The 26961-nt window shown below is 72.3% G+C and carries 24 protein-coding genes and 2 pseudogenes; 13 read left to right on the plus strand and 13 right to left on the minus strand.

Features of this window, described 5'->3' with window-relative positions; genetic code table 11:
* Positions 1–76: 76 nt before the first annotated feature.
* Positions 77–472 (minus strand): DUF6415 family natural product biosynthesis protein, encoded by a 396-nt coding sequence (locus Q0994_RS16995; RefSeq protein WP_299535357.1) that lies wholly within the window; start codon positions 470–472, stop codon positions 77–79.
* Positions 469–951: an ATP-binding protein gene (locus Q0994_RS17000; protein ID WP_299535359.1), complete on the minus strand. Its 483-nt coding sequence runs from the start codon at positions 949–951 to the stop codon at positions 469–471. Before Q0994_RS17000 ends, Q0994_RS16995 begins: the two co-directional genes overlap by 4 nt.
* A gap of 223 nt (positions 952–1174) precedes the next feature.
* Between Q0994_RS17000 and Q0994_RS17005 the strand changes: the two genes are divergently transcribed.
* From Q0994_RS17005 to Q0994_RS17015, 3 genes are read left to right on the plus strand one after another with little or no spacing between them, the layout of a single operon-like run.
* Entirely contained in the window at positions 1175–2299 is a 1125-nt protein-coding gene (locus Q0994_RS17005) for a DNA-binding transcriptional regulator (protein WP_299535362.1), read from the plus strand.
* A 20-nt stretch (positions 2300–2319) separates the two neighbouring features.
* Positions 2320–2901 (plus strand): HD family hydrolase, encoded by a 582-nt coding sequence (locus Q0994_RS17010; RefSeq protein ID WP_299535365.1) that lies wholly within the window; start codon positions 2320–2322, stop codon positions 2899–2901.
* A gap of 55 nt (positions 2902–2956) precedes the next feature.
* A complete protein-coding gene (locus Q0994_RS17015) occupies positions 2957–3391 on the plus strand; it encodes a hypothetical protein (protein ID WP_299535367.1) in 435 nt (144 codons plus the stop codon).
* A 3-nt stretch (positions 3392–3394) separates the two neighbouring features.
* Here Q0994_RS17015 and Q0994_RS17020 read toward each other — a convergent pair.
* Positions 3395–4326 (minus strand): annotated as a pseudogene (locus Q0994_RS17020) (IS5 family transposase).
* A gap of 516 nt (positions 4327–4842) precedes the next feature.
* On the opposite strand from Q0994_RS17020, the gene Q0994_RS17025 reads away from it, so the two are divergent.
* Positions 4843–6735: a serine/threonine-protein kinase gene (locus tag Q0994_RS17025; RefSeq protein ID WP_299535369.1), complete on the plus strand. Its 1893-nt coding sequence runs from the start codon at positions 4843–4845 to the stop codon at positions 6733–6735.
* A gap of 30 nt (positions 6736–6765) precedes the next feature.
* On the opposite strand, the gene Q0994_RS17030 is transcribed toward Q0994_RS17025, so the two are convergent.
* Positions 6766–7296, minus strand: a complete 531-nt coding sequence (locus Q0994_RS17030; protein ID WP_299535371.1) for a hypothetical protein — start codon at positions 7294–7296, stop codon at positions 6766–6768.
* A gap of 298 nt (positions 7297–7594) precedes the next feature.
* Here Q0994_RS17030 and Q0994_RS17035 point away from each other — a divergent pair, with 298 nt between their 5' ends.
* Positions 7595–8590 (plus strand): aldo/keto reductase, encoded by a 996-nt coding sequence (locus tag Q0994_RS17035; protein ID WP_299535373.1) that lies wholly within the window; start codon positions 7595–7597, stop codon positions 8588–8590.
* 160 nt (positions 8591–8750) lie between these two features.
* On the opposite strand, the gene thpR is transcribed toward Q0994_RS17035, so the two are convergent.
* The 3 genes from thpR to Q0994_RS17050 form a co-directional block, all read right to left on the minus strand.
* A complete protein-coding gene (gene thpR, locus Q0994_RS17040) occupies positions 8751–9314 on the minus strand; it encodes an RNA 2',3'-cyclic phosphodiesterase (protein WP_299535376.1) in 564 nt (187 codons plus the stop codon).
* Positions 9315–9434: 120 nt separating this feature from the next.
* On the minus strand, positions 9435–10769 hold the full coding sequence (locus Q0994_RS17045; RefSeq protein ID WP_299535379.1) for an MFS transporter: 1335 nt from the start codon (positions 10767–10769) through the stop codon (positions 9435–9437).
* Positions 10770–10866: 97 nt separating this feature from the next.
* Positions 10867–11307: a MarR family winged helix-turn-helix transcriptional regulator gene (locus tag Q0994_RS17050; protein WP_299535381.1), complete on the minus strand. Its 441-nt coding sequence runs from the start codon at positions 11305–11307 to the stop codon at positions 10867–10869.
* A gap of 134 nt (positions 11308–11441) precedes the next feature.
* On the opposite strand from Q0994_RS17050, the gene Q0994_RS17055 reads away from it, so the two are divergent.
* Positions 11442–11750: a hypothetical protein gene (locus tag Q0994_RS17055; RefSeq protein WP_299535384.1), complete on the plus strand. Its 309-nt coding sequence runs from the start codon at positions 11442–11444 to the stop codon at positions 11748–11750.
* Here the strand turns inward: Q0994_RS17055 and Q0994_RS17060 are convergent.
* On the minus strand, positions 11717–13174 hold the full coding sequence (locus Q0994_RS17060; RefSeq protein WP_299535387.1) for an NCS2 family permease: 1458 nt from the start codon (positions 13172–13174) through the stop codon (positions 11717–11719). The genes Q0994_RS17055 and Q0994_RS17060 overlap by 34 nt on opposite strands.
* A 335-nt stretch (positions 13175–13509) precedes the next feature.
* On the opposite strand from Q0994_RS17060, the gene Q0994_RS17065 reads away from it, so the two are divergent.
* A complete protein-coding gene (locus Q0994_RS17065; RefSeq protein WP_299535389.1) occupies positions 13510–13800 on the plus strand; it encodes a DUF2530 domain-containing protein in 291 nt (96 codons plus the stop codon).
* A gap of 158 nt (positions 13801–13958) precedes the next feature.
* A complete protein-coding gene (locus tag Q0994_RS17070) occupies positions 13959–16379 on the plus strand; it encodes an HAD-IC family P-type ATPase (protein WP_299535391.1) in 2421 nt (806 codons plus the stop codon).
* 122 nt (positions 16380–16501) lie between these two features.
* On the opposite strand, the pseudogene Q0994_RS17075 reads toward Q0994_RS17070, so the two are convergent.
* From Q0994_RS17075 to Q0994_RS17085, 3 genes and pseudogenes are all read right to left on the minus strand, one after another.
* Positions 16502–16654: pseudogene (locus tag Q0994_RS17075) on the minus strand (calcium-binding protein); the annotation flags it as partial.
* Between the two features lie 172 nt (positions 16655–16826).
* A complete protein-coding gene (locus Q0994_RS17080; RefSeq protein WP_299535742.1) occupies positions 16827–20084 on the minus strand; it encodes a sacsin N-terminal ATP-binding-like domain-containing protein in 3258 nt (1085 codons plus the stop codon).
* A gap of 231 nt (positions 20085–20315) precedes the next feature.
* Entirely contained in the window at positions 20316–21242 is a 927-nt protein-coding gene (locus Q0994_RS17085; RefSeq protein WP_299535393.1) for a DUF3027 domain-containing protein, read from the minus strand.
* A gap of 408 nt (positions 21243–21650) precedes the next feature.
* Between Q0994_RS17085 and Q0994_RS17090 the strand changes: the two genes are divergently transcribed.
* The 4 genes from Q0994_RS17090 to Q0994_RS17105 are packed head-to-tail and all read left to right on the plus strand — an operon-like array spanning position 21651 to position 25186.
* Complete coding sequence (locus tag Q0994_RS17090) at positions 21651–23105, plus strand: MFS transporter (RefSeq protein WP_299535395.1); 1455 nt, start codon at positions 21651–21653, stop codon at positions 23103–23105.
* Between the two features lie 27 nt (positions 23106–23132).
* Positions 23133–23612 carry a DUF2771 domain-containing protein gene (locus Q0994_RS17095; protein WP_299535397.1) on the plus strand — a complete coding sequence of 160 codons (480 nt, stop codon included), beginning with the start codon at positions 23133–23135 and terminating at the stop codon, positions 23610–23612.
* Between the two features lie 31 nt (positions 23613–23643).
* A complete protein-coding gene (locus Q0994_RS17100; RefSeq protein ID WP_299535400.1) occupies positions 23644–24345 on the plus strand; it encodes a futalosine hydrolase in 702 nt (233 codons plus the stop codon).
* Positions 24329–25186 carry a 1,4-dihydroxy-6-naphthoate synthase gene (locus tag Q0994_RS17105; RefSeq protein WP_299535402.1) on the plus strand — a complete coding sequence of 286 codons (858 nt, stop codon included), beginning with the start codon at positions 24329–24331 and terminating at the stop codon, positions 25184–25186. The genes Q0994_RS17100 and Q0994_RS17105 overlap by 17 nt, the downstream gene beginning before the upstream one ends.
* 108 nt (positions 25187–25294) lie before the next feature.
* Here the strand turns inward: Q0994_RS17105 and Q0994_RS17110 are convergent, their stop codons facing one another.
* A complete protein-coding gene (locus Q0994_RS17110; protein WP_299535404.1) occupies positions 25295–25678 on the minus strand; it encodes a cold-shock protein in 384 nt (127 codons plus the stop codon).
* A gap of 170 nt (positions 25679–25848) precedes the next feature.
* Between Q0994_RS17110 and Q0994_RS17115 the strand changes: the two genes are divergently transcribed.
* Positions 25849–26088 carry a hypothetical protein gene (locus Q0994_RS17115; RefSeq protein ID WP_299535406.1) on the plus strand — a complete coding sequence of 80 codons (240 nt, stop codon included), beginning with the start codon at positions 25849–25851 and terminating at the stop codon, positions 26086–26088.
* A gap of 50 nt (positions 26089–26138) precedes the next feature.
* Here Q0994_RS17115 and Q0994_RS17120 read toward each other — a convergent pair whose 3' ends face one another.
* The gene (locus tag Q0994_RS17120; protein WP_299535408.1) at positions 26139–26798 is read right to left on the minus strand and encodes an HAD family hydrolase; all 660 of its coding nucleotides are present in this window, start codon (positions 26796–26798) and stop codon (positions 26139–26141) included.
* Positions 26799–26961: the final 163 nt, after the last annotated feature.

The raw sequence follows: 26961 nt of genomic DNA on the forward strand, positions 1-26961 counted from the left end.
CAGAAGGGTTGGTGAAGGACCACTCCGTGTGTGGGGTGGCAGGAGCGGGGTGTGGTCGAACCGCAGGGCATGCGGCTCAGGAAATCGGTTCCATGCGGTCGAGAAGTTCCATGACCGCGAGGGCCATGCGCCGCAGCAGGACGCGGGGCCCCATGCATCCGGTGGCGGGCACCGCCGACACCAGGTCACGAGCACGGCCGAGCAGGTCGCCCACCGGGCCGGGATCTCGGTCTCGTGTGCTGGTCACGGCCATCAACTGCATCAGCGAACCGCGGGCCCGTAGGAGCAGCGCCTCGATCTCCTCGTCATCCGGATTGGAGTACTCGGAGAGCACCGCTTCCAGGTCCTCGAAGATTCCGTCCAGGATCACCGTGCTCAGCGGCCAGGAGCGCAGCGACGCAGCCAGCCTCTCCAGCGTCGCCGTGCTGTTGTCAGCCGCGCCGTGCAGGACGCCGAGCGGAGTGGAGTTCACGGGGTCTGCCCGATAACCACGGTGCTCCACGCGACCGTCCCGTCCTCGCTCACGCCGGAAGCGACGCTCAACGCAGCAGCCAGGAGGAGCCCCCGCCCGTTCTCGTCGTCATCTGCTGGGCAGATGCGCGCCGGCCACTCCCCCGGCGTCCGGTCATCGACCTCGATGCGGATCTCGTGTTGCGTACAGGTGATCGACAGGACGACGAAGTCTGCCGTGCCGTACAGCACGGCGTTGGAGAGGAGTTCGCTGACCACAATGAGGACGGCGTCAACTGACGGCTCCGGAGCCACCCCCCACTTCCGCAGAAGCACCCGTACGGCGCGGCGCTCCCGGCCAACCATGTGCGGCTGCCGGTACACGGATGCGACGTACCGCTTCCGAAGGCCACTGGGGCCTCCCTGCGCCCTTGTCCCACGGCTGCCGCCGACCTCTTCTCGCTGCAGCGCGTACGGAGGACAGATGGTGTTCCCTTTCACGGATCCTCCAAAGAGACGTCATGTGCAGTGCTGGTCACACCGGGCGCGGGACTGGCCGGATATGCCACGTAGCCGGACCTCAACTCCGCACCCCGTATGCGCAGTACGCTCGGAGCCCGCGATGCCGCGCCGCCGTTGAATCGAGGCTATTTCTCAGCGTGTGACGTGAGGACTGACCGCGGGTACGAGTACGAGCAGACCCCCACGGCCGCGAGGAGGGACGATGGCGGCAGATAGCAGACGGCCATCCCGCCCAGCACTGACCGGCAGTACCGGTCGCCCCCGAGAGGGCGTCATCACCGGCTACCTCTTCAAGACCGTTCGGGAGCAGATCCCGCTCACACAGCCCGGTTTAGCCGAAGCCCTCGGCGTCGACAGCACTACGATCCAGGGATGGGAGTCCGGCCGGCGGCCGCTCACAGCGACGCGCGCCGGCACGCTCAGGAGCATCACCAGGAAGCTGATCCAGCTCGGAGCGCCTGCAGAAGTGCTCCGACTGCTGGACGAGGCGGTGGACGCGGACGCGATCGTCTCCCACGCCATGAGCGGCCCCCCAACGAACCGCATGAGTGATCACCCGCTCTCCGGATGGGTGTTCACCCGCAACACGACCCACCTGCTCGCCTGGGCCCTCAACGGAACGCCGCCCGCCGCCCTTCCCGCCCAGCCCGCCCGCCGACGGCATGGCCCCACAGCTTCGTCCCCTCTGCTCCCGGCAGACGAGCGGGCGGCGTTCTTCGCACACATGCGGCGAGCAGCGGAACTCGCAGACCAGGCCGGAGTCAGCGGCGCGCTCCTGCGCCGCCAGGCTCTGTACCTGAGTTCATACGACCGGGCCACGGATACCCATCGGTGGCTCGCCGACATGCGTAAGACGACCCACCACCCGAAGGGCTGGACACTCCACTGGGCGGACACCCGGTCCCTCGCCGCCTCACTCACCCGGCACGGCGACAACGAACCGATGCAAGCGTTCATCCGCCACGGGATGGGCACCGAAACGGGCGAGATCGCCAACTTGAACTACTGGGCGTACTGGCTGGGCATCGACCGCATCCCCCGCTCCGACGACACGTTCATGGTCGACACCACCGGTGGTCACTGGGACGGACTGACCCTCCTACGCGGTCTCACCAACCGGCTCACCCCAGGACTCGGGTGCATCGACCTGAACGCGCACAGCGTGTGGGCCCTGCTCACCGCACGCCGTGGCCTACTCGCGGCCGACCCTTCCCTGAACACCGAACTCAGCACCCGTGTGTCCGCCCTTCTGGACGGCAACTCGATCTCCGCACAGACTCGTCGCGAGTTGGAGGCAGTGCACTACGGTCTGAACTTGCACACGTGATCACCGCAGGAGGGGACGGCATGAGCGAGACCGAAAGCACCGAGGACACCGGCACCGTCGGATACATGCTGGAGATGGGCGCCCTCAAACGCGGGAAGCGCAGCGGCTGGTGGATCGCCGGCGTCAAGGACCCCGAGACGATCGCCGAACACTCATGGCGGACTGCCGTCATCGGCTCCGTCCTGGCCATGATGGAAGGCGCGGACCCCGCGAGAGTCGCCCTGCTGTGCACCTTCCACGACACGCAGGAAACCCGGATCGGCGACATCCCGTGGATCGGCCGCCGCTACATCAAGGTCGCGAAGAACGAGGACGTCACAGCAGACCAGGTGGCAGACGCACACCCGGCCGTCGCAGAAGGCATCAAGGCCATTGTTGACGAGTACGAGAACGGCGACTCCCTCGAAGTCCTCGTCGCGCACGACGCCGACAAGCTGGAGTGCATGATCCAGGGGCTGGAGTACCTTCAGCAGGGGTATCCGGCCGCGCAGGAGTGGGTGGACTCGACCAGGGCCAAGCTCAAGACGCCGTCAGCTCTCGCCCTGGCCGAGGCAGCACAGACCATGTCGCTGGCAGAGTGGCAGCGCACCTACCTCCGCTAGGAGCTGTCCGGCCGATCACGGTGGTGGAGCCTGGTCAGTCGGGCATCATGCATCGGTGAGCATCATCGTTAAGTTCTTCGTGGCACCGGACGATGCGGCTGCTGCCCGCGTCGTCGAGGGCGGACCGGGACTCGTTTTCGAGTCTGTCTCGTTCGGCAACTTCGATTCCGAGAGTGCCGTGGTCGAGTGGGAATGCCTCTTCTTCGGAGACGGCTTCGAGGAGCTCCTGGAGGCCGGCGAACCGCGGATCGTTGCTGGCGACGACGATGACGGATGTGTTGTCTTCGTGCTCTCCGCGCGTCTGGTGGGTGCTCTGGCCGAGGCGGAACCTTCCCGATTGCGTGAGGTCGCAGTGGAGTGGGCCCGGCAGCGGGCCGAGGACGGCGAGGAAATCGGATCTGAGGTGGCGGTCGAGATGTTGGAAAGTCTGGGCACTCTGGCCCGTGGGGTCGAAGCACATGGTCGCGGTGTCTACTGCTGGGTCGCGTAGGGGTCAGGTTCGTAGCCAGATGGTGAGGGCTGCTGCGGTCGCCGTGCCGAGGTAGATGTAGCGGCGCTTGTCATAGCGAGTGGCCACCGCCCGGTGCTGCTTGAGCCGGTTGATGGCCCGTTCGACGGTGTTGCGCTTCTTGTAGCGGTCTTCGTCGAATCCTGGTGGTCGTCCACCGAGTGATCCTTTGCGTCGGCGGGTGGCCTGGCTGTCGGTCTTCTCTGGGATCGTGTGCCGGATGCCGCGTTGTCGCAGGTATTCGCGGCATGGCCGGTAGCTGTATGCCTTGTCCGCGGCGACGCTGTCGGGCTTCTTGCGGGGCCTGCCGGGTCCGAGTTTGGGCACACGGATCTTCTCCAGGACCGGCTTGAACTGCGTGCAGTCCGCTCGCTGACCTGGTGTGACGATCAGGGAAAGCGGGCGGCAGCGGCCGTCCGCGCTCAGGTGGAGCTTGGTCGTGAACCCGCCGCGCGAGCGGCCCAGGCCCTCACCTCCAGCACCACCTCCACCAGCCGGGCGATGAGGCTCTGCCACGGTGTCTCGTGCTGGTGTTCTTGTGAATCGTCCCCCTTTGAGGCGAGGGCCGGCGGCGGGTCGGTGCGGGCACCCGCGGCGTGCTGATGCGCCCGCACGACGGTGGAGTCGACCGAGACATCCCAGTCGATCTCACCCACCGCGTCGGCCGCGGCCTGGACCTGCTGGAGCAGATGCTCCCACGTCCCGTCGGCCGACCACAGCCGGTGCCGTTCGTAGACCGTCTTCCACGGCCCGAACCGTTCCGGCAGGTCCCGCCAGTGAACACCGGTCCGCACCCGGTGCAGAATTCCGTTGATCACCTGCCGGTGGTCCCTCCACCTGCCACAACGCCTGTTGCTGACCGGCAGGAACGGCCGCAGCCGTTCCCACTCGGCATCACTCAGATCACCCCGCCCCATGTCCATATCAACGACCTGGGCGGGGAATAGTCACATGATCGGCCGGACAACTCCTAGTCGGCTACCGGCCGGGGCCCGAACGCCCTGCGGCACCGCGGATGGGAGGTCGGCCAGTCCGCTGCCTCCTCCGCGGCCCGCCGGGTGCCCGTCGCCTTGTCCGGGTCACGGTGGGACACCCACGGTCGGACCCGCCGAACACCTCCACGTGCCGCACCCCGACCTGCCGCGCCCCGGTCGGGGCACCCGCGTCGTATGCCACAGCACTCTCGGCGCGCGCCCGCCGGGCCAGGACCACGCGGCCCGCTGTTCGCCGGGAAGGCCCCCAATCCCTCCGGGCGCCCGTACCACCCTCCCTCCGTGACCGGTGACCGAGGAGACCCTCCGCGGGGCCGTACCGCACATCCCGGACGAAAGGTGAAGATCCGCCGGGCCCCGGAAACCTCGGTCCGCGTGGCCCGGTGGACACTTGAGCGAACGTCTACTCTGACTCCATCCGTGAAGTGCACAGGGGGTCGCATGCGCAGCGAGGGAACAGCCGCCGATGGTCCTGAGCGGGGATCCGGCGCGGACCCCGCCGGCCCGTCCGGGGCGCGGACACCGGAGCCCGACGCGGTGCTCCGCCCGCACACGGTCATCGCGGACCGCTACGAACTGCAGCGCCAACTGGGCAGCGGCGGCATGGGAGTCGTGTGGGAGGCGCTGGACCGGCGCCTCGGCCGGCTGGTCGCGGTGAAGGGGCTGCTCTACCGGGGCTCGGTGGAGCCCGACACCCAGGCGCAGTGGGTGGCCCGCGCCCGGCGCGAGGCGCAGGCCATCGCCCGGATCGGCCACCCCAACGTGGTCGCGGTGCACGACGTGATCGAGGCGGACAGCCAGGTCTGGATCGTGATGGAGCTGCTCAACGCCCGTTCCCTGGCCGATGAGTTGCGCGAGCGCCGACCGCTGCCGGTGGCGCGGGCCGCCCGCATCGGCCTCCATGTGCTGCGCGGGCTGCGCGCCGTCCACGAGGCCGGGGTGCTGCACCGCGACGTGAAGCCGCACAACATCCTCTTCCGGCCCAACGGCCGTGCGCTGCTGATGGACTTCGGCATCGCCACCTTCGAAGGGGCGGTGCAGCTCACCAAGTCGCAGGAGATCATCGGCACCCCGAAGTACCTCGCCCCCGAACTGATCCGGATCGGCAGCTCCGAGGGCGGCCCCGCCTCCCCCGCCTCCGACCTGTGGTCGCTCGGCGTCACGCTGTACGAAATGGTCGAGGGACAGGCCCCGTTCACCGGTCTGAGTTCGTACGAGATCTTCATCGCGGTCATCGAGGAACCGGTTCCGGTGCCGCGGAACGCCGGGCCGCTGGCTCCGGTGATCGAGGCGCTGCTGCAGAAGGACCCGAAGCTGCGGCCGTCGGCGGCCGAGGTGGAGGTGATGCTCCAGCGGGTCACCGGCGACCCGCCCGCGGACTCCGACGACACCGACGACGACCACTCCCAGCGCCGCCCCGCTCTCGACGAACCCCCTCGGCCGCCCCGGCGCGGACCGTCCCGCAAGCGACGCGCCCTTCTCGGCGCGGCGGTCTGCTGCGCGGTCCTGGCGGGCGGCGGATGGTTCGTCTGGGACCGGCAGGCGGACACCGCGCCGTACAAGGAGAGCCACCCGATCCTGCGCATCGGCGTCAAGGCGGACCAGCCCGGACTGAGCGAGTTGAACGCGAAGACGGGACGGTACGAGGGATACGACGTCGATCTGGCGCGGGCCGTGGGCGAACAGATGGGGTACGCCGCCGACGAGATCAAGTTCACCGCGGTGACCAGCGGCGACCGCGCCGACTTCCTCACCGACACCGGCCGCGGCGACCTGGTGATAGCGAGTTACAGCATCACGCCCGAACGAAAGGCGGCCGGGCTCGACTTCGCCGGCCCCTACTACGTCGCGGTGCCGAGCTTCCTGGTGCGCACCGACAAGGGCCGCGAGTACGGCGACGCCAGCCAGTTGAAGGACGACGACGCCGTGGTGTGCACGGCCAGCGGCTCGACGTACGAGACGTATCTGCCCGAGAACCACTACACGGTGCTGGAGAACCTGCCGACCACGTACGGCGCGTGCATGCGGTATCTCCAGGACGACGACAACCCGGTCGCCGCCGTCAGCACCGACGACGTGATCCTCGCCGGATACGCCAGGGACAACTCCAACCTGCGGATTCTCAAGGGCGTCCAGGGCTCCGAGCGGTACGGGGTGGCGATGAAGGCGGGCAATCCGGGCCTCAAGGGCGAGGTGTGCGCGGCGCTGCGCAGCGTCATGGCCGACGGCACCTGGGACGACCTCTACACGGAGAACCTGGAACCCCTGATGAAGACGATGGGGATCGACGAGCCGCCGGACGAGCCGCCGCTCACCGAGTGCGAGGACCGCTGACGGAGCGGAACCCGGCCGGTCGCGGGGCGGTCAGCCCCCGAGGGCCGTCCCGCACTCCGCGCAGTACTTCGGGGCCCGCCCCTCGGCCATCCGTCCGCATTCCGCGCACACCCGGTCCCGCCCGCACGGCGCCTCGCCGCCCTCCTCCACGGCGGGCCCGGAGACCGCGCCGGGGGACTCCGCTCCGGCGATACCCGGTCCGGGTGCACGCCCGATGGTCATGCCCGGCCGGCGGCGGTGGACGGTGAGGAAAGCGAGACCGTCCGGCCCCGCCACGAGGGCACGGCGCGAGGTGCGGGGCAGCCAGGTGACGGTGGTCGGGGTGAGGTCCAGGCTCTCCGCGCCCGTGACGACCCGGCCGCCGCCCGCCAGGACGACCAGCAGCACGTCCAGACCGTCCTCCTGGTGCTCGCCGACCTCGCCGTGCGGCGGCAGCCGCACCAGATTGGCGTCCAACTGCCTCCCGGACGTCGCCAGCCGCCAGAGGGAGCCGCGGTCCGCCGGGGCCGCGGTGGCGAGCAGTCCGGAGAGCAGGGCGAGATTGCTGGGCGCGGCGTTCACGCGGTCGAGGGTACGCGGACCGTGCCCGCGACGGCGGGCGCGGACCGGCGCCCGCCCCCTCCGGCACCCCCGTACGCTGTCCCCTTCGCCCGGCGGGCCCGCGACGTCGCTCCGCCCGCGCCGGGGCCGCCGCCGCACGCACGGAGGGACCCGATGACCCACGACACGTCCCCGCCCCCGCCCGCGGAGCCGTTCCCGCCGCGCCGAACTCGCCGCGCTGGCCCGCTTCTGCGCGTGAGCGCCGCCGCACCGCACGGCGCCCTTGCTTCGAGCGGACTCCAAGGAGTTGGCTGGGGACATGAAGTACACGCAGCTCGGACGCACGGGACTCAAGGTCAGCCGACTCGTCCTCGGGACGATGAACTTCGGCCCGCAGACCAACGAGTCGGACAGCCACACGCTCATGGACGCCGCCCTGGACGCGGGCGTCAACTTCTTCGACACGGCCAACGTCTACGGCTGGGGCGAGAACAAGGGACGGACCGAGGAGATCCTCGGCACCTGGTTCGCGCAGGGCGGCGACCGCCGCGACAAGGTCGTCCTCGCCACCAAGGTCTACGGCAACATGGGCGCGGACGGCGAGGCGTGGCCCAACCACGACAAGCTCTCCGCCCTCAACATCCGCCGGGCCGTCGACGCCAGCCTCAAGCGGCTCCAGACGGACCACATCGACCTGTACCAGTTCCACCACATCGACCGGTCGACCCCGGTCGACGAGATCTGGCAGGCCATCGAGGTCCTGATCCAGCAGGGCAAGATCCTCTACGCCGGCTCCTCGAACTTCCCCGGCTGGGGCATCGCCCAGGCCAACGAGCGGGCCGCGCGCCGGGGGATGTACGGGCTCGTCAGCGAGCAGTGCATCTACAACCTGATGGAACGCGGCGCCGAGATGGAGGTCATCCCGGCCGCCCAGGAGTACGGCCTCGGCGTCATCCCCTGGTCGCCGCTGCACGGCGGACTGCTCAGCGGGGCGCTGCGCAAGGAACGCGAGGGCGGCACGCCCCGCTCCACCTCCGGCCGCTCCGCCGCCACGCTCGCCGACCCGGCGGGCCGCGCCAAGGTGCAGGCGTACGAGGACCTGCTCGACAAGCACGGCCTGGAGCCGGGCGAGGTCGGTCTGGCATGGCTGCTGACGCGACCGGGCGTCACCGGCCCGATCTCCGGCCCCCGCACCCGCGAGCAGCTCGACTCGGCGCTGCGGGCGGTCGAGCTGGAGCTGTCGGACGAACTGCTGGCGGAGCTGGACGAGATCTTCCCGGGCCCCGGCCCGTCGCCGGAGAACTTCGCCTGGTAGTCGCGCCGCGTCCCGCGCGACGCGGTGACCGCCGGACGGCGGCCGTCCTCATCACCCGAGGGCGGCCGCCACGGCGACGACGGCGAACATCAGCACGAGCACGGCGGCCATGACACGGTTTCTGGTCTTCGGATCCACCCGTCGAGCGTAACCGCACCACTCACCTTCCCAGCGGCCAGGCCCGCACCACCTCGTACCGGGGCCGCCCGCCCGGCGCCCCGCCCGCCTGCGGATCGCTGCGCACCAGGCTCAGCGCCGCCGCCTGCCAGGGGGTGCCGGCGAAATCCGCGAGCCCGGCGGTGAACGGGCCGAGATCCGCCTCGGCACGGCTGCGGGCGAGCGTGAGGTGCGGGACGTAGTCGCGATGCTTCTCCAGCGACACCCCGGCCCGCCCGGCGGCGGCCGCCGTCCGGCCCGCCAGCAGCCGCAGCGCGTCCGGCTCCCCCGAGGCCCCCGCCCACAGGGCACGCCCGCCGAACCGGCCGCCGCCGTCCACCCGCAGCGCGAAGGGGGCGGTGCGCCGGGCAGCCTCCGCCAGCTCCGCGTACAGCCCCGGCAGCAGGGCGTCCGCCGGCTCGCCGAAGAACGCCAGCGTGTAGTGCCAGCCCCGGACGTCGGTCCAGCGCAGAGCGGGCGCGCCGGGCAGCGCGCGCAGCGGCTGCACGGCGCGGCGCAGCTCCTCGACGGCCGCAGGGGGCGGCAGGACGGCGGCGAACAGTCTCATGCGCGCGAGTCTCCCAGCCCTGCACGTGCCCGCGCCCTCCGGCCCCGCACAGCACTCCGCCCTCCTCCCGCGTACGGGAAGGAGGGCGGTGTCCGGTGGTCGGACGGGCGGGTGGACGGCCTACGCCGCCGTGGCGAGCTGTTCGCGCGGCACGAAGCGCACGTGCGGGCGGCCGGGACGCAGGTCCACCTGGAGGCGGAGGCCGCCGAGGCGGGCCAGCATGAAGCCGACCGCGAGGGCCGCCACCAGCGAGACGGCGCCCCCGGCCGCGAAGCCGGTGCGGGGACCGTAGGTGTCGCTGATCCAGCCGACGATCGGCGCGCCGACCGGGGTGCCGCCGGCGAAGACCATCATGTAGAGGCTCATCACCCGGCCCCGCATCGCCGGGTCCGCGGCCATCTGGACACTGGTGTTCGCGCTGATGTTGGTCGTCATGCCGAGCATGCCGATCGGGACCAGCAGGATCGCGAAGATCCAGACCGTGGGAGCCACCGAGGCGGCGATCTCCAGCAGGGCGAACAGGGCGGCCGCCACGACCACCATGCGCAGCCGCGAGGAGCGGCGGCGGGCGGCCAGCAGGGCCCCGGCGAGGGAGCCGGCGGCCATCAGGATGTTGAAGAACGAGTACATCCCCGCGCCGCCGTCGAAGATCTCGTCGGCGAAGGCGGTCAGCCAGATCGGGAAGTTGAATCCGAAGGTGCCGACGAAGCCGACCAGCACGATCGGCCAGATCAGGTCCGGTCGGCCCCGGACGTAGCGCAGGCCCTCCCGGAGCTGTCCCTTGGCGCGCGGCACGGTGACCGACGCGTGCATTTCACTCGTCCGCATCATCAGCAGGCCGACGAGCGGGGCGAGGAAGGACAGGCCGTTGAACATGAACGCCCAGCCGCTGCCGACGGTGGTGATCAGTACACCCGCGACGGCGGGGCCGATGAGCCGGGCGGACTGGAAGTTCGCCGAGTTCAGGCTGACGGCGTTGCGCAGGTGCTTCGGCCCGACCATCTCGGAGACGAACGACTGGCGGGCCGGGTTGTCCACGACCGTGACCATGCCGAGCAGGAACGCGATCAGGTAGACGTGCCAGACCTCGACGGCGCCGGAGAGGGTGAGCACGGCGAGCGCGATGCCGCACAGGCCGAGCATGGCCTGGCTGACGAGCAGGAGCCGCCGCTTGGGGAAGCGGTCGGCGATGACGCCGCCGTACAGGCCGAACAGCAGCATGGGCAGGAACTGCAGGGCCGTGGTGATGCCGACGGCCGCGGCGGACCCGGTGAGGCTCAGTACGAGCCAGTCCTGCGTGATGCGGGACATCCAGGTGCCGGTGTTGGAGATCACGGCGCCCGTGGCGAACAGGCGGTAGTTACGGATCTTCAGCGACGAGAAGGTCCCGCCGGTGGTGCTCTCGTGGGTGGAAGTCGGTGCGGGGGCGGAGGCTGCTCCGGATCCCGTACTCAAAAGGGTTCATCTCCTCGTTGTGGGGGGCTGGGGTGCGTGCGGTGACGGGACACGACCGGGCGGGCCGGGCGGCTGTGGGCCGCGGGACGCCGCGAGGTCAGAGGTGGGCCAGCTTCTCCAGCACGGGCGCCGCCACGCGCAGCGTCTCCCACTCGTCCTCGTCCAGACCCTCGGCGAGGGTGGCCAGCCAGGCGTTCCGCTTCGTGCGGCTCTGGCGGAGCATGGCCTCGGCCTGCTCCGTCTGGCTGACCCTCTTCTGCCGACGGTCGTCGGGGTGCGGTTCAAGCCTGACCAGTCCCTTGGCTTCCAGCAAGGCGACGATGCGGGTCATCGAAGGAGGCTGGACGTGCTCCTTGCGGGCGAGTTCGCCGGGCGTGGCGGAGCCGCACCGGGCGAGGGTGCCGAGCACCGACATCTCGGTGGGGCTCAGCGACTCGTCGACGTGCTGGTGCTTCAGACGTCGGCCGAGCAGCATCACGGCGGAGCGGAGGGAGCTCACGGCGGCCGCACTGTCGCCGTCGTGGATCAGGTCAGGCATGTTCGTTAGCGTAACTCATTACCTACGCTAAATACCACTCGGTGGTACACGCGCGAGATTCCGATCACCCGAACGAGTGAGTCGAGCGTGGAAAACAACCCGAAAGCGGGGTCGGGGCGAGGACGCTGCAAGACATGGGATCGACAGTGCTCAGCCTGCGGATAGACGGTGAGCTGCTCGACCGGCTCCGGCAGCACGCCGCGCGGCGCGGCATGAGCGTCCAGGACTACGTGGTCCGGACGCTGGTGCGCGACGACTTCGACGAACGCTTCAAGGCGGCCGTCGACGAGACGGAGAAGTTCTACGGGGAGGGGGCGCGGCACGAGCCGGAGGGCACGCCGGGCCGTCTGAGGGCCGGTCCCCCGGAACCGCGCGGACGCGGCCGGCGGGACCCGACGGGACTACCGGGTCAGGACGTGAGGCCGAGGGCCGGCATCGCGTAGTAGAAGACGAAGACCGCCGAGACCACGTACATCGCCACCGGCACGGACCGGCCGCGGCCGGCCGCCAGCCGCAGCACGCAGAAGGCGATGAAGCCGATGCCGATGCCGTTGGTGATCGAGTAGGTGAACGGCATCATGACCATGGCGAGGAAGGCCGGGATCGCGAGCGTGTAGTCGCTCCAGTCGATGTCCCGCACCGCACCCGAGATGATCAGGAAGCCGACCGCCAGCAGGGCCGGGGTCGCCGCCTGGGACGGCACCATCGTCGCCAGCGGCGTGAGGAACAGCGCCACCGTGAACAGCAGGCCGCTCACCACGCTCGCCAGACCGGTGCGGGCGCCCTCGCCGACACCCGCCGTGGACTCCACGAAGCAGGTGGCGGCGGAGGAGGAGCTCGCGCCGCCGGCGGCGACGGCGACGCCGTCGACCAGCAGCACCTTGTTGATGCCGGGGAAGTTGCCCTTCTCGTCCATCAGCTCGGCCTCGTCGCCGACGCCGAGGATCGTGCCCATCGCGTCGAAGAAGCAGGACAGCAGCACCGTGAAGACGAACAGCACGCCGGTGAGGACGCCGACCTTGTGGAACCCGCCGAACAGGCTGAACTGACCGACCAGCGAGAAGTCGGGCGAGGCGACCGGGTTGCCGGGCCACTGCGGGACGGTGAGGCCCCAGGAGGCGGCCGGCAGGTCGGCGACGGCGTCGATGACCAGCGCGACGACCGTCATGACGATGATCGAGATCAGGATGGCGCCCGGCACCTTGCGGACGAGGAGCGCCAGCGTCAGCAGCGCGCCCAGCACGAAGACGAGAACCGGCCAGCCGTTGAGGTGGCCGTCGCCGCCGAGCTGGAGCGGGACGGTCGTCTGCGCGACGTCCGGAATGCGGGAGACGAAGCCGGAGTCGACCAGGCCGATCAGCAGGATGAACAGACCGATGCCGATCGAGATGCCCTTGCGGATCGATCGCGGCACCGCCGCCATCACGCGCTCCCGCAGTCCGGTCGCGACCAGCAGCATGACCACGATGCCCGCGAGGACCACCATGCCCATCGCGTCCGGCCAGCTCATCCGGGGGGCGAGCTGGAGCGCGACCACGGTGTTCACGCCGAGACCGGCGGCGAGCGCGATCGGCACGTTGCCGATGACACCCATGAGCAGGGTGGAGAACGCGGCGGTCAGGACCGTGGCGGTGACGAGCTGGCCGCTGTCGAGCTGGTGCCCGTACATGTCCTTCGCGCTGCCGAGGATGATCGGGTTCAGCACGATGATGTACGCCATCGCGAAGAAGGTGGCGAACCCGCCGCGGACCTCGCGGGCGACCGACGAACCCCGTTCCGAGATCTTGAAGAAACGGTCCAGCGCGCCGTGCGGCTGGGGAGCCGGGGACTGCTCGGGGTCGACCTGAGCGGTGGCCGAGGGGGACATGTGTGACCTCAGTCGTGCGTAGGAGCCATGATCATGGGGGGAAAGATGGCCATCTTTGGACTTTCAGACGAACAAATCGAGCCATTCCCAAACGGATTCAGTATGAATACATAAGGCGAAGATCGCTATCTCCGCGCGTAGACCCTTGTGCCACCTGACCTCCGCGCCTTTACCCACCTGGCCCTCACCTCCCCCGTTCGGCCGCGTCCGTCCCTCACGGCGCGTCGGCCGCGTGCGGGGTGCCCGTACGGGACGGACGCGGCCGGTACGTCGGGCCGCCCGGCGCGGGCCGGGCGCGTGGGGCCGCAGCGGGGCGTCCGCCTAGACTGGGCCGCATGGAGAAGTGGACAGCGAAGCACGAGGCGCCCCCACCGCTGGAGGGGCCCGTCGTCGCCACCGTCACCGGCGGCACGATCCTCTGGTTCGTCCTCTTCCTCGTGCAGCTTCCGTTCTACGGCTGGTTCGACGACCACGGCCACATCTGGTGGGTCTGGACCTGCCTGGCCGGGGCCGGTCTGGGTCTGATCGGCATCTGGTACGTACGCGGCCGCGACGCCGCCCTCAAGCGCCAGGCGGCCGAGCACGCGGCGGCCGGGCACCCGGCAGGCCCCGACACCGCCCGCTGATCCCCGGCGCTGCCCACCGCACCGGCCACGCGCCTCCGGCGCCTCTCGGGGACTCCGGGGTGAACCCCGTGGGCCGGAAGCGTCGGTTCCTCGGCCGCCGGGAGGATCTGCGCCCGCTCGCCGGGTGAGCCGGGCCGTCGGCCCGTACGGTCGGAACCATGACGCAGCGGGCACTCGATTCCTCCGGCGGGCAGAATCCCGACCCCGTCCACCCGGTGGCGCCCCCGCCCCCGGAGTACCGGCCCGGCGGGCTGAGCACCGCCGAGGTCGCCGAACGGGTGGCGCGGGGCGAGGTCAACGACGTGCCGGTGCGGTCCTCGCGCTCGATCACCGAGATCGTCCGGGCCAACGTCCTGACCCGGTTCAACCTGATCATCGGCGTGCTCTGGGTGATCATGCTGATGGTCGCGCCGATCCAGGACAGCCTCTTCGGATTCGTGATCGTCGCCAACACCGTGATCGGCATCTTCCAGGAGTGGCGGGCCAAGCGGACACTGGACAGCCTGGCCGTGATCGGCGAGGCGAAACCGACCGTCCGGCGGGACGGCGAGGCCGCCGAGATCTCCACCTCGGCGATCGTGCTGGGCGATCTCATCGAGCTGGGCCCCGGCGACAAGGTCGTGGTGGACGGCAGCGTCGCCGAGGCGGACGGCCTGGAGATCGACGAGTCGCTGCTGACCGGCGAGGCCGACCCGGTGCTCAAGTCCCGGGGCGACCCGGTGATGTCCGGCAGCTTCGTCGTCGCGGGCGGCGGCGCCTTCACCGCCACCAAGGTCGGACGTGAGGCGTACGCGGCGCAACTCGCGGAGGAGGCGTCCCGCTTCACCCTGGTCCGCTCCGAGCTGCGCACCGGCATCTCCACGATCCTGAAGTACGTGACCTGGATGATGGTGCCGACCGCGATCGGCCTGATCATCAGCCAGCTGGTGGTCAAGGAGAACGACTTCAAGGACTCCGTCGCGCGGACCGTCGGCGGGATCGTGCCGATGATCCCCGAGGGGCTGGTGCTGCTGACCTCGGTGGCCTTCGCCATCGGGGTGGTACGGCTGGGGCGCAAGCAGTGCCTGGTGCAGGAGCTGCCCGCCATCGAGGGCCTGGCGCGGGTGGACGTGGTCTGCCTCGACAAGACCGGCACCCTCACCGAGGGCGGCATGGACGTCACCGGGGTGCGCCGGCTCGGCGAGGCGGACGAGGCGTACGTGGGCCGGGTGCTCGGCGCGCTGGGCGGCTCCGACCCGCACCCCAACGCGAGCCTGGCGGCCATCGTGGAGGCGTACCCGGAGCGCGGGGACTGGCGGGTGACCGACACGTTGCCGTTCTCCTCGGCCCGGAAGTACAGCGGTGCCGCCTTCGACGAGGGCGGGGCGGGCGGGTCGGCGTGGCTGCTGGGCGCGCCCGACGTGCTGCTGCCGGAGGGCGCGGCGGAGCTGGCCGAGGTGGAGGAGCTGAACCGGCAGGGCCTGCGGGTGCTGCTGCTGGCCCGTGCGCGGGCCGGGCTGGACGATCCCGACGCGTCCGCGGACGCGGTGCCGACGGCGCTGATCGTGCTGGAGCAGCGGCTGCGGCCGGACGCGGGCGAGACGCTGGAGTACTTCGCGGAGCAGCGCGTCGCGGCGAAGGTGATCTCCGGCGACAACGCCGTGTCGGTGGGGGCGGTGGCGGCCAAGCTGAGCCTGCCGGGCGCCGAGCACCCGCTGGACGCGCGCCGGCTGCCCGCCGAGCGGGACCGGATGGCGACCGCCATGGAGGAGAACGCCGTCTTCGGCCGGGTCACCCCGCAGCAGAAGCGGAACATGGTGGCGGCGCTCCAGTCGCGCGGTCACACCGTGGCGATGACGGGTGACGGGGTCAACGACGTGCTCGCGCTGAAGGACGCCGACATCGGGGTGTCGATGGGGTCGGGATCGGAGGCGACCCGTGCGGTGGCGCAGATCGTGCTGCTCGACAACAGCTTCGCCACGCTGCCGTCGGTGGTCGCGGAGGGCCGCCGCGTCATCGGCAACATCACCCGCGTCGCCACCCTGTTCCTGACGAAGACGGTCTACTCGGTGCTGCTGGCGGTCCTGGTGGTCTGCTTCCAGGTGGAGTACCCGTTCCTGCCCCGGCACCTGACGCTGCTGTCCACGCTGACGATCGGCGTCCCCGCCTTCTTCCTGGCGCTCGCGCCCAACAAGGAACGGGCGCACCCGCACTTCGTGCGCCGGGTGATGCGGTACGCGATCCCCTCCGGGGTCATCGCCGCGGTGGCCACCTTCGCCACCTATCTGCTGGCCGGCCACCACTACTCGGGCAAGGACGCGCTGGACGCAGAGACGAGCGCGGCGACGCTGACGCTGTTCCTGGTGTCGATGTGGGTCCTGGCGATCATCGCCCGCCCGTACACCCTGTGGCGGATCTGCCTGGTGGCGGCAATGGGGCTGGCGTTCCTGGTGGTGCTGGCGGTGCCGTGGCTCCAGGACTTCTTCGCGCTGAAGCTGGTGGGCACGACGATGCCGTGGGCGGCCGTGGCCATCGCCGTGGTCGCCTCGGCAGCGCTGGAGTTCGCCTGGCGCCTGGTGACCCGCCGCTTCGGTCCGTGAGCGGTCTCCGGAGGCGCGAAAGCCGCCGGCGGAACGGCGTGAGGGCTCCCCGGCCGGCCGGGAAGCCCTCACGCGCACGGTGCGGGTGCGACCCCCTCGGGGTCACGTCGTCCCGCCGCGGGTCACTTCACGTCGACGAAGTCACCGGCGGTGGTGACGGCGGGGGTCGTGAGGGTGCCCGCGAAGCTGTAGCGCCAGTAGCCGTCCACCGACGCCTTGTAGGTGGTCTTCAGGTTGCCGACGCCGTCCGTCTTGATGTTCTTGACGGTGATGTGGTCCGCGTCCGCGGGGCCCGTGTGGTCGATGAGCCCGATGGACTCACCGAACAGACTTGCGACACCGGGGGATGGTTGTGCGTTGGCCGAGAGTTTTCCCTGCATTTTCCGTGAAGATCACGCCCGGTCCCGGACCGCTCACTCCCCGGGGGCCGAGGACGTGTTCGTCGGCTCAGTCGAACCAGCGGTCGCGGGCCAGTTCCTCGGTGCGGGACGGGTCCTCCAACAGGGCCGCCACCTCGAAGCGGCGCGGCCACTGTCCGGCGGCCCAGGCAAGACCGGCGGCGACGCCTTCCAGGGTCGCGGCGTGCACGGTGCCGTCAGGTGTCCGGCGCCAGTCCAGCTCGACGCCGCCCGCGCGCAGTTCCTCGTGCTCGACGTAGACCGCGGGGGTGCCGGGGCCGAGCAGGATCCGGACCGCGTCGGGCACCCGGTGCTCCTCGCCGTCCGTCGTCACCTCCGCCTCGACCGTCTCGCCGAGCCGCCGCACCTGGAACAGCTCGGCCAGATCGGCCGCGCGGGAGGGCGCGACCGGCAGCAGCGGCAGCCCCTCGCTCAGCGGCAGCACGTCGGGGGCGTCCGCGATCACCGCGTCGGCGGCGTCGACCACCCGCACCTCGTCGTCCACCACGACCCGCAGCTCGTCCGGCAGCGTCACCTGCTCCGGATCGAGTTCGGCCAGCGCGGTGTAGAGGGAGTGGAGCTGCGCCGCGGTCACCGGGCGGTCCTCGTCGGCGAGCCGGCCCAGCAGCTCGGCGGCCCCGCCCGGCTCGTCGAGCAGGGCGGCGACGGAGGTGCGGACGCCGAGCGCGCGCAGCACCTCGGCGTCGTCGAAACCGCTCGCGTCGACCGCGTCGTAGAGTCCGGCCAGCCGGGGATCGCCGCCCTCGGCGCGCAGTCCGGCCGGGCGGCGGCCCGCCAGCACCGGGTGGTCGCGGAGCCACCAGGCGGTGTAGGGGCGCACCGACTGGGTGGTGCCGTCCGGCAGCAGCACCCGGACCGGCTGGGTCAGGGCGTCGCGCAGCGGCGGGCGGGAGAGCATCGCGAGCGCCTGCGGCCAGGCGTCGTCGTCCACCAGGTCCAGATCGCGCACGGCGACGATCTCGGTCGCCACCGGCGGCACCGGGGTGTCCGGAAGCCGGTCGAGCACGTCCTCGCACCACACGTCGACGGAGTCCAGCAGTCCGGCGTCGTCCGGTTCGGCGAAGTCGCCCTCGCGGGGCTCCAGTTCGTCAGGGTCGAGGACGACGTCGGTGGCGCGCACCAGGGCGAAGGTGGCGAGCACCCCGCACGCGGTCAGGGGCCGTTCGCCCCAGCGGCCCGCCAGTTCCTCGTCCACCAGGGCGAGTTCGCCCTCGCGCATGACGCGGGCGAACTCCGATCCCGGCAGCACGAGTTCACCGGCCGGGGCCGGTTCGCCGTCCTCGTCGGGGAGGGCGAGCGCGCCGAGCCAGGGCTCGTCGCCGGGGGCCAGGTCGGCGTCGCGCACCAGGGTGAGGACGATCTCGGCGAGTTCCTCGCCGTCGAGGGCGTCCTCGTCCCAGATCTCACCGGCGTCCAGCGATCCGGCCACGGCCGCCCGCACCTGCGGGGTCGTCAGCACGGCGCGCGGGGTGGCCGGAAGCGCGCCCAGCTTCTCCAGCAGGGGGTGGGCGGCGTCCGGGTGGGCGACCTTGAGCCCGAGCCGGGAGAGCCGGTCGAGGACGGGCCCGGCGAGGGCGTCCGGCAGCGGCAGCAGGACCTGGCGGGGCCCGACGGCGGTGCGGGGCAGTCGTCCGTCCCGAGCGGGCCGGAGATCGTCGTACGTCTCGTCCGGCCCGTCCGGCCCGTCCGGTTCCGGCCGGTCGTGGCCGGCGAGCGGGACGGGCAGTCCGGTCAGCCGGTCGGGGTCGACCCCGGCCAGGCTGTCGTAGAGCCGGTGCCACCACTCGGGGGCCCGTTCCAGCCCGGCCAGCCGGTCGATCGCCTCGGTGAGCGGGACGCGGCCGACGCCGAGGGTGCGCAGTTCGGTGCGGCGCTCCAGTCCGGCGGGCAGCAGGCAGGGCAGCACCTCGGCGAGCACCCGTACGGTCTCCGCCCCGGCGCCCTCCACCACCTCGGCCTCGACGGGCCGCAGCGCCGCGGCGTCCCCGGGACGCGCGCCGCCGGGCTCCGGCGCCTCCCAGTCGCCGGCCCAGCGGTCCGGCCCGGCGGCCGGGTCGCGGGGCGCGGCGGGCTCCAGGAACGCCACCCGCGGCAGCCGCTCCAGGATCGCCGCGCGCAGCGCCCCGTCGATGCCGCCCTTGCCGAGCGGACCGGGCACCAGGTCCAGGGTTCCGGTGGTCACCGGGTGCCACTCGGCGACCAGTTCGGCGTACGCGTCGGCGGCGCGGGCCACCAGGAAGTCGGTGAGCGGGCCGGGAGCGGGGTGCCTGCGGGCGGTGTCGAGCGGCAGCGAGGCGATGAGCAGGGCGGGGATGCCGAGCGGTTCGTCGGTGGGCGTCGGCGCGTGCACGACCGGCGCGGTACGGGGGCCCAGCGGCGCGCCCGCCTCGTCCACCGGCACCGCCCAGGTGACCGACCAGTGCGGGCGCAGCCGCTCCTCGACCGGCCGGTCGGCGAGCAGCGCGGGCTCGATCGGTCCGTGGTGGAGGACCGTGCGCCAGCGGTGGGTGCCGCGCGCCGAGTCCTCGACGTGCGTGTAGGGGCCGTGCTGCGAGCGGCGCAGGGTGCGGACGCCGTCGGGCGTCTCCACCACGATCTCGTCCAGGCCGGGCAGGGTCAGCAGCAGCGCGTCGTCGACGGCGGCGAGCAGCCGGCCCACCAGGTCCTCGGCGACGCCGTCCCGCAGCGGCAGCACCACCACGGTGTCGTATCCGTCGGGCGCGGTGCCCTCGGCGGGCAGCGGCAGCCGTAGCAGCGGGACGTGCCCGTCGCGGCGGCGCAGTTCGTCGCCCAGGCCCGGACTGCCGACGGCCGCGCCGCGGGCGAGTTCGCGGGCTTCCGCGAGGGACCAGCGGACGCCGCCGTGGCGGCCGACGACGGCGGGTTCGTCGCTGACCGCGAGGACCGCCGCGAAGCCGACGCCGAACCGGCCGACGGAGGACTCGTGGCCCTCGCGCTTGGCCGAGGCACGCAGGGTGGACAGCGATTCCACTCCGGTGGCGTCCAGCGGGGCGCCGGTGTTGGCGGCTGCGAGCACCACCGGTTCGCCGGGGCCGCCGGGGTGCAGGGTGAGGCGCAGCCGGCCGGGCCGGCCGGCCCGGCCGGCGGCGTCGGCGGCGTTCTGGGCGAGCTCCACCACGAGCCGGTCGCGGTAGCCGCCGAGGGCGAGGTCCTCCTCGGCGTTGGCGTCCTCGCGGAAGCGGGCGGGCCCGGCCCCCCACGCGTCGAGCACGCCGCGCCGCAGCCGTGCCGTCCCGAACGGATCGGCCCCCTCGGTCGCCTTCATGCTCACGCTTCGACTCCGCTCTGTTCCGGTACGTCCCGGTTCCATGAGGGCCTCGGCCGTCGACCGGTGCCGCCCCGTGTGCGCCCGAAGGTACCGCGTGTGTCGCGCGGAGCGAATCCGCCACCGGGCGGGGGCGCGCGGAGGCGCCGCACACGGCGGGAGCCGGCGGCGGGTGCGCGGAACACGCGGGCGGGCGCGCCCCCGGCGGCACGGCCGGGGGTGCGCGGCGGGTCAGGAGTGGCCGAGCCCGTCGTCGGTGGCGTCGTCGTCGTCCGGCACCGAGCCGTCGGCGGCCGGCGAGAGCAGCGAGTACGCGTCCACCCGCATCGTGTCCATCGCGTGCGGCGCGGGACGCGGCGGCTTCGGCATGACCGCGGCCTCCGAGTGGCCGCCGCAGCCGTAGGACAGCGACACCACGTGTCCGTCGGCGGGGCCGAACTCGTTGGCGCAGACGCCGAAGGCCTGCCGCAGCGAGCCCGACAGCGGCACCAGGAACGCACAGCTGACGCACGAGGCGGGCGCCGCCTGCGCCATCGGGGTCTTCGCCCCGAACTCCTCGTCCCAGCGGTCGGCCGCCGCGTGCAGGCCGTAGCGGGACAGCACGCGCGCCCGGCGCATGCCCAGTTCGTCCGCGACCGCGGTGATCGAACCGCGCGCCGGGGCGGCCGGGCGGTCCGTCAGCTCGGCGTCCTCCGCGTCGACGAGGTCCGCCATCTCCTCGGAGACCGGGGAGTCCGGCAGCGGCTCCTCGGGGCCGAGGTATCCGGGCTCCAGCCGCAGGTCGTCGGCCTCGGTGGGCAGCAGGTCGCCGGGGCCCATGTCGCCGGGGCGCAGCCGCTCGCTCCACGGCACCCACTCGGGGGCCAGCAGGGCGTCGGCGCCCGGCAGCAGCACCGTTTCGTCGAGGGTGACGTTCTTCGCGCGGGAGGCCCGCGCGACGGTCACCGCCCAGCGCCAGCCCCGGTAGCCGGGCTCCTTCGCCTCGAAGAAGTGCGTGACGACCCGGTCGCCCTCCGCGACCGCGCCCACGTGTTCACCGACCACTCCGGGCGCGGCGGCCTCCTCGGCCGCGGCGCGCGCGAGGTCTACCGCCTCGGCACACAACCGGTCGGGAACGGGGGTACGGGCCGTACGGCTTCGCGTCGTCGCAGCACTCACAGGTCTCGCTTCTCTCCTACGCAGTCTCACGAGCGCGCCAGTGGCTCCATCGATGACCGATTTCGGCCTGACGGTCGTGGGCGGAGCGGACCTGGGGGCCGCGTCGACGTCCACACCCGTTGTGCCTGCCTCGGGCGTGCCTCTCGACACCCATTCTGCGGTATCGCGGAGAGGCGCGCGGCCAAGAACAACCGCCGGTGGCGCGTAACGCACGCTACCCTCTCCGCCGCCCCGCGCCCACCTGCCCGTCCCAAACACGGCCCATCCTCTTGCCGGAAGCCGGTTCCGGGAGGCGCCGGGGCGCCCTCCGGCCGGTACGGCGTCCGCGGCGGGTCCGTCACGGACGCCGGTGCCCACCGTCCGCGTCGGACACGTTCATGACCACGCCCCTTGGGGCACTATGTGCAAGTGGCTTCCGCCAGGTCGCACGACGCACCCCCGGGCCCCCTGCGTACGGCAGGGCGGTCGGTGGGACATGCCCTGCACTCCTCGGTCACCGGCACCGGGCGTTCCATCCGCAAGGTCACCCACGCCCACGGGGCCGGCGAGTCCGGGCTCGGCAAGCTGATCGAACTGCACGCCGTGAACGGCGCGGGCGACGTGATGATCACCGTGGCCCTGGCGTCGACCGTCTTCTTCTCGGTGCCCACCGACGAGGCCCGCGGCCGGGTCGCCCTCTACCTGGCCATCACCATGGCCCCGTTCACCCTGCTCGCCCCGGTGATCGGCCCGCTGCTGGACCGGCTGCCGCACGGCCGCCGGGCGGCGATGGCGGGGGCGATGCTGGCCCGCGCGGTGCTGGCAATCGCGATGTCCGGGGCGGTGGCCTCGGGCGGCCTGGAGCTGTACCCGGCGGCGCTCGGCGTGCTGGTCTGCTCGAAGGCGTACGGGGTGGTGCGCAGCGCCGTGGTGCCGCGGCTGCTGCCCCCGCGGTTCTCCCTGGTCAAGGCCAATTCGCGGGTCACCCTGGCCGGTCTGCTGGCCACCGGTGTGGCCGCGCCCATCGGCGCCGGGCTCCAGACCGTCGGCACGGCCTGGCCGCTCTACGGGGCGTGCGCGATCTTCGTCGGCGGCACCTTCCTCGCGTTCTCGATGCCGCCCAAGGTCGACTCCGCGAAGGGCGAGCGGCGCGCGCTGCTGGCCGAGCGGACCGCGGCCCGGGCCGCCGCCCCGCCCCGGACCGGGAAGCGGACCGGGTCGACCCGGACGGACGGCGGCGGGCCGGGGCGGCGACGGCTGTTCGGCGGCCGCCGCCGGGAACGCCCGCCGGGGCTGCGGTCGGTGGGCGGATCGGTCCTGCACGGCCTGCAGGCCAACGCCGCGCACCGCGCGCTCTCCGGCTTCCTCATCTTCTTCCTGGCGTTCCTGCTGCGCGAGCACCCGCTGTCGGGCCAGAGCGCCGCGGTGTCGCTGGGGATCGTGGGCGTCGCGGCCGGTGCGGGCAACGCCTGCGGCACCGCCGTCGGCGCCTGGCTGCGGGCGCGCGCGCCGGAGATGATCATCGCCGCGGTGCTCACCGTCGCGCTGGGCGTCGCCGTGCTGGCCACCGTCTTCTTCTCCACGGTCCTCGTCGCCGCGCTCGGCGCCGTCGCCGGGTTCACCCAGGCGCTGTCCAAGCTGTCGCTGGACGCGATGATCCAGCGCGACGTGCCGGAGGAGGTGCGGACCTCGGCGTTCGCGCGCTCGGAGACGCTGCTGCAGATGGCGTGGGTGGCCGGCGGCGGCATCGGCATCGCCCTGCCGCTCAACGGAGTGCTCGGCATGGGCGTGGCCGCGGGCATCCTCGCGCTGGGCGCGGCCGCGTCCGTACGGGGGCTGCTGACGAGCGCCCGGCGCGGCTCGCCGCACCCCCGCGTGGCGTGATCCGGGGCGACCGATAGCCTTCGGCCCATGACCGTTGCGTTCTCTTCCCGTAAGGGCCGTCGAATCGGCGTCGCTCTTGGTGCCGTGTCCGCAGGACTCCTCGTCCTGTCCGCCTGCGACAAGCCGACGCCGCTCGCCACCGTGACGGTCGGCGACAACTCGGTGAGTACCGAGGCCTCCTGCTACAACGACGGCGACGCCCTCAAGGAATCCGAGATCCAGGGCTGCCTGAACAAGAAGGCCGACAAGACGATCGACGTCGCCATGGACGACAAGGTCCGCTTCGGCGTCGACCCGGAGGTCGCCGAGAACGGCTGGACGCTCTTCATCGAGGGCCAGCAGGCCGAGCAGGAGCCGTACAAGAAGACCTACCGGTCGATCACCGGCAGCGCGTTCTTCTCCAGCCAGACCGGCGAGACCACCTCGCAGAGCCAGATCAGCGTCGTGGAGACCAAGGGCCAGAAGCTCGTCGGCGTCTGGCACTTCAAGCTCAAGAAGACCGACTGACCCTCCTCCCGATCCGGGAGGATCACCCCTCGTGCGTGTGCTGGTCGTGACCGCGGTCCCCGTCGAACGGGACGCGGTCACGCGTGCGTCCGGGGGGAGTCCCGAGGTGCTGCGGGTGCCCGGCGCGGAGATCCACCGCACCGGGCCGCTCGACGTGCTGGCGGGCGGGGCCGGTCCGGCCGCCGCCTCGGCCGCCACCGCGTTCGCCCTGGCGGCCTGCTCCGGTGCGTACGGCCTGGTCGTCTCGGCCGGGATCGGCGGCGGGTTCGCGCCCGCGGCGCCGGTCGGCTCGCTGGTGGTCGCGGACGCGATCGTCGCCGCCGACCTGGGCGCGGAGACCCCCGACGGCTTCGTGCCCGTCACCGGCCTGGGCTTCGGCCGGGACCGGTTCGAGCCGCCGCCCGCGCTGGTGCGCGAGGCCGCCTCGGTCACCGGGGCCGTGACCGGCCCGGTGCTCACACTCTCCACGGTGACCGGCTCCGCCGCCCGCACCGCGGCGCTGCTGGCCGCCCACCCCACCGCCGTCGCCGAGGCGATGGAAGGGTTCGGGGTCGCGGAGGCCGCAGCCGGGCTCGGGCTGCCCGCACTGGAGATCCGGGCCGTCTCGAACACCGTCGGGCCGCGCGACCGCGCCGCCTGGCGCATCGGCGACGCGCTGACCGCGCTCACCGGGGCGTTCGGGAAGCTCATACCCGTACTGGAAGGTTGGACCCCGCATGACCGAGACCACTGACGGCGCTCTGAAGATCGCCTTCTCCCCCTGCCCCAACGACACCTTCGTCTTCGACGCGTGGGCGCACGGCCGGGTCCCCGGCGCCCCCGCCCTGGACGTCACCTTCGCGGACATCGACATCACCAACGGCCAGGCCGAGCGCGGCGAACTGGACGTGCTGAAGGTCAGCTACGCGGTGCTGCCGTGGATCCTCGACGAGTACGCCCTGCTGCCGTGCGGCGGGGCGCTGGGCCGGGGCTGCGGCCCGCTGGTGCTGACCCGGGAGCCGGGCGCGGACCTGACGGGCAAGACGGTCGCGGTGCCGAGCGAGCGCTCGACCGCCTATCTGCTGTTCCGGCTGTGGGCGGCCGAGATGGTGCCCGGCGGCGTCGGCGAGATCGTCGTGATGCCGTTCGACCGGATCATGCCCGCCGTCCGCGAGGGCGAGGTGGACGCCGGCCTCGTCATCCACGAGGCCCGGTTCACCTACCAGAACTACGGTCTGCACAACCTGGCCGACATGGGGCAGCACTGGGAGTCCACGACCGGTCTGCCGATCCCGCTGGGCGCGATCGTCGCCAAGCGCTCACTGGGCGAGGAGACCCTGCGCGCCCTGGCCGACTCCGTGCGCACCTCGGTGCGGATGGCCTGGGACGACCCGGAGGCCTCGCGGGGGTACGTGCGCGAGCACGCGCAGGAGATGGACCCCGCGGTGGCCGACCAGCACATCGGGCTGTACGTCAACGAGTTCACCGCCGATCTGGGCGAGGACGGCTACGCGGCGATCCGCGGGCTGCTGACGCGCGCGGCGGCCGAGGGCCTCGTCCCGCCGCTCGGCCCGGACGCGCTGGACTTCCCCTGACCGGGCCGTCCGCCGTCCGCCGGCCGGCCCGCCCGCCCGCGCGACGGCCGCACGGCGCGCGACGGCGTCCGTGCGGCCGTGGGCGGTCCTGACGGCCCGGCCGGGCCGTCACACGTCGAGCTGGTCGGCGACCGCCCGCAGCAGGCCGGCGATCTTCGCCCCCGCCGCCTTGTCGGGGTAGCGGCCCCGCTCCAGCAGCGGCGTGATGTTCTCCAGCACGGTCGTCAGGTCCTGGACGATCGACGCCAGCTCGTCGGGCTTGCGGCGGGTCGCCGCCGCGACCGACGGGGTGGGGTCGAGCACGGTGACGGAGAGCGCCTGGTCACCCCGCTGGCCCGCGACCACGCCGAACTCCACGCGCTGGCCCGGCTTGAGCGCCTCGACCCCCGCGGGCAGGACCGACGAGTGCACGAAGACGTCCCCGCCGTCGTCGCGGGAGAGGAAGCCGAAGCCCTTCTCGCTGTTGAACCACTTCACCTTGCCGGTGGGCATGTCCGTCTTCGTCCTCGTAGATCGTCGGTGCGCGGAGAAGCCGCGGTGAACGGCTCCGTACAGCAGGACGACGGGTCTGCACGACCCGTCGCGGCCAAGGCTAGTGGCCCCGGGGCGGGAGACGGGACGTCGCCGGAGGGTTTCCCCGGAGCGGGAACTACCCTTGCCGGGTGACTACTACTCCTTCGGGCGCGGGTGACCGGCTGGTTCAGGTCGGTGCGATCGTCTTCTTCGTCGGCGCACTGGCCACTCTGGTCACCGTGGCCCCTCTGTTCCTGGGCACCGATCCGTTTCCGACGATCGCCTACGCGGTCTCCATGCTGATGGGCGCCGGCTTCCTGATCGCCGCGGCCGGAGTGTTCCGTTCCGCCTGGGTCAACTCCCCGAGGCGCGCGGCGGGCCGCTCGTAGCGCCCCTCGTCACACACACGGGCGACGACGGCCCGCGCCCGGTCCGGGGATCAGGCCGTGGTGGTCCCGGCCGGGGCCGCGGGGCCGCCGGTCCCGCCCGCCGTGTATCCCCGCAGCCAGTCGGCGAAGGCCGTGAGGTCCGGCAGGATCACGTCCGCGCCCGCCGCCCGCAGCTCCGCGGCGTCGCAGGGGCCGGTCGGCACCGCGACCGAGACGGCCCCGGCCACCCGTGCTCCGCGCACGTCGCCGGTGTGGTCGCCGACGTAGACCGCGGCGCCCAGTTCCCTCAGCGCCGTCCCCTTCGCCTCGGCCCACAGCCCGCCCAGCACCAGCTCGGGGTCGATCCCGAGGTGGTCGAGGTGGAGCCGGGCGTTCGGCTCGTACTTCGCGGTCACCACGACCGCCCGGCCCCCGGCCTCCCGGACCGCCCCGATCGCCTCACGGGCGCCCGGCATCGCGCCGGTGGGCGTGATCGCGTGCACCGGGTAGATCGCGCGGTAGCGGTCGGCCACGGCGGGCACCCGGTCGGCCGGGAACCAGTGGATCAGCTCCTCCTCCAGCGGCGGCCCGAGACGGGTGACCACGAGGTCGGCGTCGATCACCGCCCCCGTCTCGGCGGCCAGCGCCAGGTAGGTCGCCCGAATGCCGGGGCGGGAGTCTATGAGCGTCATGTCGAGGTCGAATCCGACCGTCAGGGGGTGGGTAGCCATCCCGCCATTGTGCCGACCCGCCGACCGGAATGCCGCGGTCCGCCTCCCGTCACGGCTCCGATCTGTGAGGACACCACCCGCGGCCCTCCCACGGCGACGGCACGCGCGGCATGCGCGGGGCGGCGCCGGGACCGGGTCCGGGGCCGGATCCGGGACCGTCCGG

This window comes from uncultured Streptomyces sp. (genome assembly GCF_947488945.1).
GTDB lineage: Bacteria > Actinomycetota > Actinomycetes > Streptomycetales > Streptomycetaceae > Streptomyces.

What these genes read in the sequence shown, in the direction of transcription:
- Q0994_RS17035 (WP_299535373.1), top strand. Translation starts at nt 7,595, where the DNA reads ATGAAGTACACGCAGCTCGGACGCACGGGACTCAAGGTCAGCCGACTC.
- Q0994_RS17050 (WP_299535381.1), bottom strand. Translation starts at nt 11,307, where the DNA reads ATGCCTGACCTGATCCACGACGGCGACAGTGCGGCCGCCGTGAGCTCC.
- Q0994_RS17105 (WP_299535402.1), top strand. Translation starts at nt 24,329, where the DNA reads ATGACCGAGACCACTGACGGCGCTCTGAAGATCGCCTTCTCCCCCTGC.
- Q0994_RS17095 (WP_299535397.1), top strand. Translation starts at nt 23,133, where the DNA reads ATGACCGTTGCGTTCTCTTCCCGTAAGGGCCGTCGAATCGGCGTCGCT.
- Q0994_RS17065 (WP_299535389.1), top strand. Translation starts at nt 13,510, where the DNA reads ATGGAGAAGTGGACAGCGAAGCACGAGGCGCCCCCACCGCTGGAGGGG.
- Q0994_RS17080 (WP_299535742.1), bottom strand. Translation starts at nt 20,084, where the DNA reads ATGAAGGCGACCGAGGGGGCCGATCCGTTCGGGACGGCACGGCTGCGG.
- Q0994_RS17025 (WP_299535369.1), top strand. Translation starts at nt 4,843, where the DNA reads ATGCGCAGCGAGGGAACAGCCGCCGATGGTCCTGAGCGGGGATCCGGC.
- Q0994_RS17060 (WP_299535387.1), bottom strand. Translation starts at nt 13,174, where the DNA reads ATGTCCCCCTCGGCCACCGCTCAGGTCGACCCCGAGCAGTCCCCGGCT.
- Q0994_RS17005 (WP_299535362.1), top strand. Translation starts at nt 1,175, where the DNA reads ATGGCGGCAGATAGCAGACGGCCATCCCGCCCAGCACTGACCGGCAGT.
- Q0994_RS17055 (WP_299535384.1), top strand. Translation starts at nt 11,442, where the DNA reads ATGGGATCGACAGTGCTCAGCCTGCGGATAGACGGTGAGCTGCTCGAC.
- thpR (WP_299535376.1), bottom strand. Translation starts at nt 9,314, where the DNA reads ATGAGACTGTTCGCCGCCGTCCTGCCGCCCCCTGCGGCCGTCGAGGAG.
- Q0994_RS17110 (WP_299535404.1), bottom strand. Translation starts at nt 25,678, where the DNA reads ATGCCCACCGGCAAGGTGAAGTGGTTCAACAGCGAGAAGGGCTTCGGC.
- Q0994_RS17070 (WP_299535391.1), top strand. Translation starts at nt 13,959, where the DNA reads ATGACGCAGCGGGCACTCGATTCCTCCGGCGGGCAGAATCCCGACCCC.
- Q0994_RS17120 (WP_299535408.1), bottom strand. Translation starts at nt 26,798, where the DNA reads ATGGCTACCCACCCCCTGACGGTCGGATTCGACCTCGACATGACGCTC.
- Q0994_RS17010 (WP_299535365.1), top strand. Translation starts at nt 2,320, where the DNA reads ATGAGCGAGACCGAAAGCACCGAGGACACCGGCACCGTCGGATACATG.